Source organism: Bradyrhizobium sp. STM 3809 (genome assembly GCF_000239795.1).
GTDB lineage: Bacteria > Pseudomonadota > Alphaproteobacteria > Rhizobiales > Xanthobacteraceae > Bradyrhizobium.
The window spans coordinates 1-9,304 of the sequence record NZ_CAFJ01000603.1 but is presented as its reverse complement, the minus strand read 5'-3'; the positions used below and the strand labels follow the sequence as shown (position 1 = coordinate 9,304).

The following is a 9,304-nucleotide window of genomic DNA, read 5'->3' as shown; positions in this document are numbered from 1 at the left end:
TTCCCAAGTAATCACATTCATCGGTACGAACGTGGACAATATTCTTGTCGGAACCCTGTTGGGGCCAACCGAACTAGGCCGCTATGCATTGGCCTATCAACTGGTCAACATGCCTTGTCAGGTCCTTGGCGGCATCCATTACGCGATTATGCCCGCTGTTGCCGAAAGCCACCGCAAGGGGCAGAGGCCAGAAGGGCTTTATGTTGGCTCCCTGCGAATGATCCTGCTAATCATCGTTCCTGCCCTGACCGGGCTTGCCCTGACCTCAGATCTCATCATCAAGCTAGCGTTGACCGACGCGTGGCGCGGCACGGCAGGTTTGATTGCACTCCTCACCCCGTTCGGTATTGTCCAGATGGTCTTCGTCTTGAATTCGGCGATGGTCATCGGCTTGGGGCGAACCGATGTCGAGTTTCAAATCAGCGTGGTTCGCGCGCTGTTCCTGCTGGTTGGGATCTCGGCAGGCTTGGCTTTCGGCTCGGCCGGAATAGCTGCTGGCGTTTCGGCGGGCACCGTCTTAAGTGGTGTGGTCTGCACCTACTATGCGCTCCAAACGAGCGGATTCTCGAAGGTCAAATCTGCGGCTCAGACAATAGGGCCGCTACTCGCTTCCGGGATGATGATTCCCGGAATCATTGTGCTCAGAACGGCGCTTACCGACCGAACATCAACGCTCCTGGATTTTGCTATCTGTGTTCTGATCGGTGTTATCATATATATTGGGATGCTGGCATTTCTTTCTGGAGCGACGTTTCGAGCAGACGTGCTGGCCGTCCGCCGACTAATCTTCGCACGCCGCTAGACAGAGTGTCGCAACCCGGATGAACTGTTCTCGCGCCGAGCGTTCTCATTATACCGATCGCCAAGAATTTGACGGCAATGACAGCTTTGCAGCACCAGCCGACGCTCAGCCAGTTAACCGTAGGCCAGACCGTAACTGGACTCTTCAGCTCTGACTACGCACAGTCCGGCGCCGCCAACGTGCGCATTCTCAGCCCGATGAGGACGCAAATTAAACCAGCAGAGGTGCGAGACCGGATCATTCCTCATAAGTTGCTGAGTGCCCAAGCAGGACCAATCGACACCCCGTAACCGCGCGACTTTCTTCGCAAGATGAAAAAGATGTCATATCGTTCGATTAAATTTCGGCCCGCGGGGCGTTCATGCCAGAAGGCCTTTCATTTCCTCGCACTGACGCCCTGCCTGCCCGATGACGATCGAGCGCCGGAAAATCAAATGTCTCGGGAAGTTCAGAGTTGAAGACGCTCTCAATTCTTACGCCGACGCGATATCCATGGCGCTTCAACGGTCCGCGCCACAGCCGCCACCGGATCGAGCATCGGACGTTCCTCCCTCTCAATTACGTCAGCACGAAGATCGAGGGAATTACCCTCTTCAACCCTCTGCCGCCGCGTCGCTTCGATCTCGTCCATGCATTCAATCGCCTGCCGATAGGCACAACGCCTTACATCATCGGCTTTGAATCCCACCTGCCTCGCGCGTATGGGCTAGAGCAGACCGCTTATTTCCGAACCTTGCGCAGATCACTAGCCAGTCCGCGTTGCCGGGGCATCATCGCGATTTCCGAACACGCACGCAGAATCTTCGAGGCCGTCCACGCTGATGCGCCCGAGGCAGACGTGTTGCTCGCCAAGACCATCGTGCGCTTTCCGAATCTTCCCCTACCGGACTTGGTCGAGCCAGACGAACCAAGAATCTCCGACCACATTCGGGTCAGCTTCGTAGGCAATCACTTTGCTCGAAAAGGGGGCTGCGTCGCGATACGTCTTGCCGAACTAGCGGCAGCGCGCGGGATTGCGCTACACCTGACCATCGCCTCCACGCTCACCATGGGACGCGGAATTTGGACAGATCCGCAGCGCGAGGGGTACTTCGATGATTGGCTTCGCAGGCTTGAGCATCCGGCAATAACCCTCTTGGGCCCGATTGACAATGCCGCCGTCATGGACCTCTTTCGCTACTCCGATTTTTCGCTTCTGACCACGTTCAGCGACACCTTCGGCTATAGTGCGTTGGAGGCGATGGCCGTTGGCTGCCCGGTGATCGGCACGCGACAGGGCGCGCTCCCCGAGTTCATTCGTGACGGCCAGAATGGCATTCTGCTCGACCTACCAACCGACGAGTACGGAGAGTGGATCGAATCGAACACCGCAAATCGCGACAGTCCGGCCTTTGAAGCGAAGTTCACTGACGAGGTCGAACGTCTAGCGCAGCAGGCGCTCGACGCAATCGTACGAACCCATGAAGAGCCTGGCGTATTGGCCCGAATGCGCGTCGCAGCACGCCAGACGATCGCGACCCACTTCGGAAGCCAGGACGCGTCGCGCTTCTGGGATGACTATTATGAAGTCGCGCTCAATTCCTGATCCAAATCAGACTTGGCCTGAGCGACGACGCTTCAGCCTCCCTCTTCGATAGCCGCAATGAGCGATGGGCAATCCCGACGTATTGATGTCCGGCCCTCCTGTTATCGCTTTGGGAAAACCGAAGCTGGCTCAACATCGTCTCGTGTGGTTGCCCCGTGGAAAAGCTCATATTTCTTCTGCTTCATGCGGAGACATCTGAACGAAGTGGGAGGGGCGATTTATGCCATCGATACAGCCGCCCCTGGTTTTGCAGGAGACTGGGATCGCTCTGGACGCGATTCTGGGGCGAGGGGCAGACCGTCCGGCCGCATGCCCCGGCCGCGGTGAAATCACCCGCGATGACAAATGCATAAGACTTGGAAGAATGCTAAGGATGGGCCCGAGAAGGGTAGCACGGATGATTGGAATCGAGACGACAGGACCAAACTTATCGGCCGTGGCCGATAACCCGGATTCCATCCGAGGCGTCCTCCTTGTGGTGCGAGAGTATCTGCTTCGGCACTGGCGTCTGCTTATAGCGACGACGACTTTGGCGATCGGGGCCGGCATTGCCAACATTGCCCTCACCCCCCCGAAATATGCTTCCCAAGCCTCAATTATGATCGGCAGCAAAAAAGACGTCTGGATTCGCTCGGACCTAACAATCGAAAATCTGCTCGTGGATGACGCGGCGGTCGAGACCGAAATCGAAACAACGGTGTCCGAAAAGGTCATCGCGACAGTCGTCTCAAGGCTTCGCCTCGATCAGAATCCCGAATTTGAATGTCCCGATCGTGGGCTGTTTGCGATTTTTTCTCCTTCCAAAACAAGTCTGCCGCCGAGTGAGGCGCGCATTCGCTGCGCCGTCTCGACCGTCGCCAGCAACCTCAGCATCGTCCGCGTTGGGCGGAGCTATATTGAGGAAATCACCTATACCTCGCGAGATCCAGTTCTGGCGGGCGAAGTAGCTAATGCTATCGCACAGGCGTATATCGAGGACCAACTGCAATCTTACTTCGAAACATCGATTCGAACGAATACCTGGCTTGAGAAGCGGGTGGCTGAACTTCATAAGCAGGTACAGGAGTCCCTGCAGGCCGTACAGGATTTCAAATTCCAGAATGCCATTATTCTGGGCTCGCAAGGTCGGCTCGCAAGTGAGGTCGAGTTGGACAAGCTCGCGAAGGAGTTAGCCAAATCGCGCGCAGAGACCATCCAGGCGCAGGCCAAGCTCGAGCAGATCACGCATGTTCTCGTTCAGCGCAGCAAGTCACAGGATTTCGACGTTTCCAGCCCCGCGGTGCCGGACGCGCTCAACAGCCCTGTGATCAACGGGCTCAGGGACGACTTTCTGAAAGACAAGAGCAAAGAGGCCGAATTGAGTGCGCGGTATGGGACGGATCACCAAGCCGCTGTCCAGTTGCGCGAAAGAATGGCGGCACGCCAGCAAGCGATCTGGGACGAGATTGGGCGCCTCGCCGAGGGCTACAAAAGTCAGGTCCAGATCGCCAAGGCGCATGAGGACGAACTCAACAAGAAGCTGGATGAAGTGTTTCAGCAGTCCGCGGCAACCCGACAATTGCAGGCCAAGCTGCGTGAGCTGGAAAGCACCGCAAAGGTCTATCAGAGCAATTATGCCACCTTCCTAGCCCGCTTCACTCAAACCGCGCAGCAGCAGCCGGTGCCAGCGAATTCGTCGAGAATTGTCCACGAGGCAGGTCCCGGGTTTCGGATTGCACCGATTTCGAGCCAGATCCTCATGTTATCGGCGTTGTACGGCCTGGGCTTCGGCGTCCTTGCCTCGCTCGTCAGAAACAGGACTGACCGCGGCTTGCGCACGCGCAAAGAGGTCGAGCGCGTTGCGCAAAAGCCCTGTCTCGCCAATCTGCCTGATGCCGGCAGGAAAAGGCTTGGGTTAGGCCGGCGCGGCTCGAAGAGGCCCGAAGCTGCATTTCGGCAAATCGTCGACGCAGGTCCATTCTCGGCTACAGCCGAGGCGCTTCGCGCGGTGAAGCTTGCGCTCGAGCTGAAACAGGAGGGGAGCAAGATCATAGGAATGGTTTCGGCGCGCCCCGGCGAAGGCAAGACGACCACAGCGGCCGGCTTAGCGACGTTCCTGGCAAAGAATCAACACCGCGTGCTGCTGGTCGATGGAGACCTTCGCAAGCAGTCGATGACCAGAATGCTCGGCTATGCAAAGCAGTCTGGACTGATCGAACTGAGGGCGGGTCAAGTTGATTTCGAGGAGGTCATCATTTCCGACCTCGCCCATGGGTTCGATTTCGTGCCCGCGAGCGCCCTCCTGCGCCCCTCGAGCGGCGCCGACATTCTCAACTCGCCGCGCGTGTCGGAGGCGCTGAAGTCCGCCAAGGGCAAATATGATTACGTATTGGTCGACCTTCCGCCGATCCTTCCAGTTGTTGACGTCGTCGCGGCGGCTTCGACCTTTGACGCGTTTGTTCTCGTTGTTAATTGGAATGAGACGCGCGCCTCCGAGGTGCTTGCCGCTCTGTCAGCCTCGCCTTCCATCACCGATCGCGTCGTCGGAGTGATTCTCAACAAAGTTGATGAAGCGGCCCTGCGGCGGTTTGAAGGACGATCAAAACGAAGCTCAAGATACTACGAGTTCGCATGAGGCGCTAACACTTGGTTAGCGCTCGGTCGAGGAAGGCTTCGCCGCCAGGTCACTGCTCGTGAAGGAATGATCGTGCGTCGATGATCGGCCCGAGCCGCTTGGTGACTCAACCGGAAAAGCTCGTTAAAGCGGGATGAGAATAGGCTGAATCGATTTGGGATTCCCAAATCGGCGTGTTTCTGATTCACCGTGCTGGCTGGGAAGGAGGCCAGCACGGATGGGCGCACCATATTCTCTGGACCTTCGAAAGCGAGTTGTCGCCGCGATCAAGGGCGGGATGTCTCGCAATAAGGCGGCCAAGCAGTTTGGGATCGCGATCAGCACGGCGATCAATTGGGCCAGGCTTGAGGAGGAAACAGGCAGCATCGAACCTGGCCAGATGGGCGGCCATAAGCCCAAGGCGATCTCGGGTGAGCATGCCGTGTGGCTGCAACAGCGGATCAGAGCGAATGATTTCACCTTAAGAGGGCTGGTGGCCGAGCTCGCTGAACGCGGGCTGAAAGTCGATTACGGTTCGGTTTGGGAATTCGTTCATGCCGAGAAGCTCAGCTTCAAAAGAAAGCGTGGAGGCTGGCGAACGCGATCGTCCTGATGTGGCGCGGCGACGAGGGCAATGGAGGAAATATCAAGATCGCGTCGACGCTACTCGTCTTGTCTTTATCGACGAGACCTGGACCAGGACAGACATGGCACCGTTGCGGGGATGGAGCCCGCGTGGCAACAGGCTGACCGCCAAAGTCCCTCACGGACGGTGGAAAACCATGACCTTTCTGGCGGCACTACGCCACGACCGCATTGATGCGCCGTGGTTCATTGAAGGGCCGATCAACGGCAAAAGCTTTCGCGCCTATGTCGAGCACGTTCTTCTGCCAACCCTTTCTCCGGGCGATACCGTGATCCTGGACAATCTCGGTAGCCACAAAAGCAAAGCCGTCCGGCAATTGATCCGCTCGGTAGGAGCCAGGATCTTCTTCTTGCCGAAATACTCGCCCGACCTGAACCCGATCGAACAGGTCTTCGCGAAGCTCAAGCACCTTCTACGCAAGGCCGCGGCGCGAACCGTCGACACGGTTTGCGCCGCAATTGCCGTCGCTCTCGACGCCTTCTCCGCAGAAGAATGTGCCAACTACCTCAAAAACTCGGGATATCGAACTTAATCTCATCCCGCTTTAGAACACTACCAAGGGGTGATGCCGCGGAAGCGCTGTTCCGTGAGGGCTCGTGCCCCCTAGAGATCTCCGCGAATATATGTGTCGGCGGCCCATTGCAGGCGCTCGACCACTCACGTCGCGCGTCGACCGAGCCGATGTGCCCGCAAGTCTCCGAAGCTCGGCGACTTGCTCGCGAGTTTCATGCTCGGCTGGCGCGGCGGTCCAAATGTGACGCGAACAACCAGGCCAACAAAATAGCACACCTGGATGATGACTTGAGCCGCAACCGTAAATAGCGCCGTTTCCAGAACACCCAAAGCCTGCTGGAAGGCCAAGCTCACCGTTGCCAGGAAGAGCAGCATGACGACCGGAACCAAGGCCCAAACCCGAGACGTCAAGCCCAGCCCCAGGCCTAAGATGGCAAGCGCGAACGCAGCATATCCCATGGTCGATCCTCAACCCCAAACTCAAGGATACCACGATTCGGAGGTTTCAAAGTACCGTACAATCACCGCCGCGGACCTCGTTCGAGGCCTCAACGAGACATCCCAGCAACCAGTCTCCACCCAAAATCCTAGCAAAACCTTAACGAGTACTTGCCCGCCCTACGCGTGTATCCGCTAGGGCAGTTTAAGCCACGAATCACAACTTATGATCGCATTTCGAAAAATGCAATCAGACAGCGAACCGACGGATGGAGCACGCCAAAAGGCGATCCAAGGGATATTTCAACCCTTAAGGTGCTGTGGCACATCTGCAACTTGTGACCAAAACTGGTACGCTTTCACGACCACGCTCTTTCAGTGGAATTCCTCCACCTGTAGGGTCCGGACACTTGGGGAACTGGGTCGGCCAAGCTTAGGCTTGGCCCAATTAAGTCGACAGAACACATGGCATCCGAGAGCGCATTTTTCAGGACCGAGACCGGCAATATCGCCCCTCTCGCGTCGCCCTGCTCTGCAGGATCAGCCAAGCCAAACCGCACGGTATCAGCGCCCGCTGGGAGGCTGGCATTTTTGTCACGCGCAATGTGCGCGTTGACGGTCGCAGTCGTTTTGCAAGGTTGCGCGGTCCTGCCGGGGACCGGTCCCAAAAGTGATGCAATCGAAGCAACTGCGACGGCCGGCCTGCGCTCCAACGCAGCGCTGCCCTATGCTTTGGTCGACGTGAGCGCGGATACGATTGGGTTTCTCTCGCAGCCAAACCTCATCAGCTTTCAAGGCGCATTTCCGGACAAGCGACCCAAGCCCGTACAGGTCGCGGGAGTTGGCGACGTTCTGAATGTTTCGATCTTCGAGGCCGCGCCCGGTGGTCTGTTCACCCCCGCAACGGCGGCCGGTGCACGCCCCGGCAACTTCGTCGATCTGCCGCCCCAGGCCGTGGACCAGAACGGCAACATCTATGTGCCCTATGCAGGGGAGATCCCGGCGGCGGCCCGGACCCTGCCCGAAATCCAGCAGGCCGTCGTAGCACGCCTCCGCAACCGCGCGATCGAGCCGCAAGTCGTCGTCAGCTTGAACCAACAGCATTCGAGCGTGGTGAGCGTTCTGGGGGACGTCAACACGCCCGGCGTTCTGGCTTTGAATAGCGTCGGTGAGCGCCTCCTGGCCTTGATCGCGCGCGCCGGTGGTCCAAAATACGAAGCGATCGAGAGCTACATTACGCTTCAGCGCGATGGGAAGCGGGTGAAAGTGCTACTCAGCAGGGTCGTCCATGACCCCAACGAGAACATCTTCATCCGGCCGAACGATGTGATCTTTGTCACCCGCGAGTCGCCGACATTTACCGCGCTCGGGGCTCTCAATCAGAACGTCTTTGGTTTCAATTCCGAGATTTCTTTTGACACGGAAACGCTGACGCTCGCCCAGGCGATTGGCAAGGCGGGTGGTCTCAACGACAACCAATCCGATCCGGCCGAAGTGTTTATTTACCGCTATGAGGACCGGCCGTTGCTGCAGAAGTTCGGGATCGATACCGCCCGCTTCCCCTACGACCGGATCCCGACGATCTATCACGTCAACCTGCGGGATCCGTCTGGCCTTCTCCTGGCCTCTGGCTTCCAGATGCGCACCAAAGATGTCATGTACGTCGCGAATGCGAAGGTTGTCGACTACTACAAGCTCCTGACCCTGATTAATAATACGGCGAATGCGACCGGCAACACCGCAGCCGCGGTGACAAGCGTGAACACGGCGGTGAAGACGAGGTGGTGAACCTCGGCTTCACTAGCCTTACTGGGCCCTGATCATATCCGGATTGCCGCTCGGCATGGCGAGGTCGCTTCAGCTCTGGTTGACGCTTGGAGCATTCGGGCTCGCTCCGTTGTTCTTCGGTTCGGTTGACCAGCTTGCCGTGGTCATATGGGTCATCGTTCTGTCGCTGGGCGTGCTTCTTGGACTCAGCGCCCCCCTCGACACCAATCAAATCCGGCTCTTGCTGGTGTTTCTGACTGGTTGCTTCGTCTATGCTGGTGCCATGGGACTGCAGATTTTCCCGGGCCTCTCGGAGCGGCTTGGCGATCCCAGCTGGAGCAAGGCTAACGTATTGCTTGGCCTCCAACTCCCCCAGCGGATCTCAGCACGGGCGCAAGTCCCCGGCGAGGCGATCGGGCACCTAGTGCTGCTCTGCGTCGGTGTTCTGAACGGCTTTTTCGTCGGGGTGTCGCGGCGGCGGACCGACACCTTGTTTCGCGTCGCACGTTACGCCCTTCTAATCTATGCCGCCTACGGCATCGCCGCCCTGGTGGTGACGCCAAATATGATTCTGTGGGAATCGAAGGTGGCCTATCAGGGCATGCTGACCGCGACCTTCATCAACCGCAACACCGCGGCGACCTTCATGGGCCTTGGTTTTATCTTGTGGTTATGCAGGGCTGTTCTCTCCCTGCGGGCGATCGAAGCGCCTTCGATCCGCTTCCTTCTGCTGATGCCCTGGAACGAGACACTCGCCTTCAGGTCGCTCCTGTTCTCCGCAGCGGCCCTCCTCTGCCTGTGCGCCGTGCTGCTGACGTCGTCGCGCGGGGGGCTCATCTGCACCAGTATAGGTGCCTTCCTGGCCTTGTTCCTTCTCATCAGAAGGACGTTCAACTTTCGTCTGACTTATGCTTTTCCCGGGGCGGCACTGGCGATCTGCATTATCGTGGTTTGGCTAGG

General features: G+C 58.0%; 6 protein-coding genes and 1 pseudogene. 6 read left to right on the top strand and 1 reads right to left on the bottom strand.

Translation table 11 applies throughout. From position 1 onward, the window contains the following. The 4 genes from BRAS3809_RS27300 to BRAS3809_RS35195 all read left to right on the top strand — a co-directional run. Window positions 1-802: oligosaccharide flippase family protein (locus BRAS3809_RS27300; protein WP_139017453.1), on the top strand; the 802-nt coding region annotated here is incomplete at its 5' end. Between the two features lie 454 nt (window positions 803-1,256). Then, window positions 1,257-2,387, top strand: coding sequence for a glycosyltransferase family 4 protein (locus tag BRAS3809_RS27290; RefSeq protein WP_035658948.1), 1,131 nt, complete (start codon window positions 1,257-1,259; stop codon window positions 2,385-2,387). Window positions 2,388-2,784: 397 nt separating this feature from the next. Next, window positions 2,785-5,001 carry an AAA family ATPase gene (locus BRAS3809_RS27285; RefSeq protein ID WP_063824020.1) on the top strand — a complete coding sequence of 739 codons (2,217 nt, stop codon included), beginning with the start codon at window positions 2,785-2,787 and terminating at the stop codon, window positions 4,999-5,001. Window positions 5,002-5,218: 217 nt separating this feature from the next. Beyond that, window positions 5,219-6,158, top strand: a protein-coding gene (locus tag BRAS3809_RS35195) for an IS630 family transposase (protein WP_170323340.1) whose coding sequence is annotated in 2 segments (ribosomal slippage) — window positions 5,219-5,560 and window positions 5,562-6,158 — 939 coding nt in all. Because the reading frame shifts where the segments join, the coding sequence is not laid out codon by codon here. A gap of 125 nt (window positions 6,159-6,283) precedes the next feature. On the opposite strand, the gene BRAS3809_RS27270 is transcribed toward BRAS3809_RS35195, so the two are convergent. Further along, window positions 6,284-6,598, bottom strand: a complete 315-nt coding sequence (locus BRAS3809_RS27270; RefSeq protein ID WP_008965232.1) for a hypothetical protein — start codon at window positions 6,596-6,598, stop codon at window positions 6,284-6,286. A 444-nt stretch (window positions 6,599-7,042) separates the two neighbouring features. Here BRAS3809_RS27270 and BRAS3809_RS27265 point away from each other — a divergent pair, with 444 nt between their 5' ends. Further along, window positions 7,043-8,365, top strand: coding sequence for a polysaccharide biosynthesis/export family protein (locus tag BRAS3809_RS27265; protein ID WP_201767129.1), 1,323 nt, complete (start codon window positions 7,043-7,045; stop codon window positions 8,363-8,365). A 55-nt stretch (window positions 8,366-8,420) separates the two neighbouring features. Further along, window positions 8,421-9,304 (top strand): annotated as a pseudogene (locus BRAS3809_RS27260) (O-antigen ligase family protein); the annotation flags it as partial.